The following is a 1,496-nucleotide window of genomic DNA, read 5'->3' on the forward strand; positions in this document are numbered from 1 at the left end:
CACGATATCTGTAGGAGCGAGGCTTGCCCGCGAAGCTTTTTACGGCCGGCATGCACCACCGCAATGCACCCTGATCCGCAATCGCGCATGCCGTTTCTGCGCGAACCCTCCCAAAAACCACACAAAACCCCAAAGACAAAAAACCCGAAAGCCCCGAATTACGGGGCTTTCAACGCTCATGCGCAGCTCTCTGTTTCAACTTGTTAAAAACTGGCACGCCCCCTGCAATGGTCTCATCAGTGAATCAGTTCACTCTCCGGTTTCGGGGACCTTGGTACAGGCAGGCCGGGGAATCCCCTCTTTTACACCGGGCTCACACCGCACAGGCGACGAGCCCACTCTTTTGGGGCCCTTGATACAGGCAGGTCAGGGGTTCCACTTTACACCGGGCTCACAGCGCCATGCGCGAGCCCTGCCGGTTTGGGGTCCTTGGTACAGGCAGGCCGGGGATTCCCTCTTTACAACGGGTTCACGACACCGTGCGCGAACCCGCCCTTTTTGGGGACCTTGGTACAGGCAGGCCGGGGATTCCCTCTTTTATTGCTCCCGGAGATGGATCTCCAGTCGCCAGCGGTCATCGACCTCGCTGCCGGCCCAGTCGCCCTGCAGCGGTCGGGCCGCCACCGCCGTCAGCAACAAGCCCCCGTCACTCAAACGCACCCGCCAGTTCACGCTTCTGTCGTTGAGCTTGAGCTGGCCCTGTTGCGCCTTGCCTTTCGCCTCGAACAGCAGGGCAACGCTGCCATCGACGACTTCGCCATGGGTCTTGGGTTCGTTGTTGAACCACACCACTAGACCGTCATCCGTTACCTCGACCTGCTGCAGCTCGCTGGGGTCGGGAGTGGTCAGGCGACCGATCATCAGCCCCACCATCAACCCGACAATCGCCAGCGACGCCAACACCCGAGGGAATTGTTTCGAACGGGAGTCGGCTTGCGGCGTAGAATGCCGCTCATCTTTACCTTCGGAGCCGTGCATGTTTCACGTCATCCTTTTCCAACCGGAAATTCCGCCGAATACCGGCAACGTTATCAGGCTGTGCGCCAACAGCGGCTGCCACCTGCATTTGATTGAACCGCTGGGCTTCGAAATGGACGACAAGCGCCTGCGCCGGGCCGGCCTCGACTACCACGAGTATGCCACCCTGCAACGCCACGCGGACCTGGCCAGCTGCCTGGAAAGCCTGGGCCATCCACGGCTGTTCGCCTTCACCACCAAAGGCTCGCGACCGTTCCACGACGTCAGCTTCGCCCCGGGCGATGCCTTCCTGTTCGGCCCGGAAAGCCGCGGCCTGCCCCCAGAGGTGCTGGACGCCCTGCCCGGCGAACAACGCCTGCGCCTGCCGATGCGCGAAGGCTGTCGCAGCCTGAACCTGTCCAATACCGTGGCAGTGGCCGTCTACGAAGCCTGGCGCCAGAACGATTTCAAGTAACAGCGCATAACAAATGTGGGAGCGGGCTTGCTCGCGAAGGCGGCGTGTCAGTCGACATCAACGT

The 1,496-nt window shown here is 61.4% G+C and carries 2 protein-coding genes; one reads left to right on the plus strand and one right to left on the minus strand.

Annotated features, from left to right (window positions below):
• Nucleotides 1–537 precede the first annotated feature (537 nt).
• Nucleotides 538–978 carry a hypothetical protein gene (locus tag ACW9JE_RS30690; RefSeq protein ID WP_224540561.1) on the minus strand — a complete coding sequence of 147 codons (441 nt, stop codon included), beginning with the start codon at nt 976–978 and terminating at the stop codon, nt 538–540.
• Between ACW9JE_RS30690 and trmL the strand changes: the two genes are divergently transcribed.
• Nucleotides 977–1,432, plus strand: coding sequence for a tRNA (uridine(34)/cytosine(34)/5-carboxymethylaminomethyluridine(34)-2'-O)-methyltransferase TrmL (trmL, locus tag ACW9JE_RS30695; RefSeq protein WP_457434904.1), 456 nt, complete (start codon nt 977–979; stop codon nt 1,430–1,432). The two genes, ACW9JE_RS30690 and trmL, sit on opposite strands and share 2 nt — an antisense overlap.
• The last annotated feature ends 64 nt before the right edge of the window (nt 1,433–1,496 follow it).

The sequence above is a fragment of the Pseudomonas sp. SDO55104_S430 genome (assembly GCF_054070595.1).

Bases quoted from the DNA above. Each gene is read 5' to 3' on its own strand.
- trmL (WP_457434904.1), top strand. From the start codon at position 977: ATGTTTCACGTCATCCTTTTCCAACCGGAAATTCCGCCGAATACCGGC.
- ACW9JE_RS30690 (WP_224540561.1), bottom strand. From the start codon at position 978: ATGCACGGCTCCGAAGGTAAAGATGAGCGGCATTCTACGCCGCAAGCC.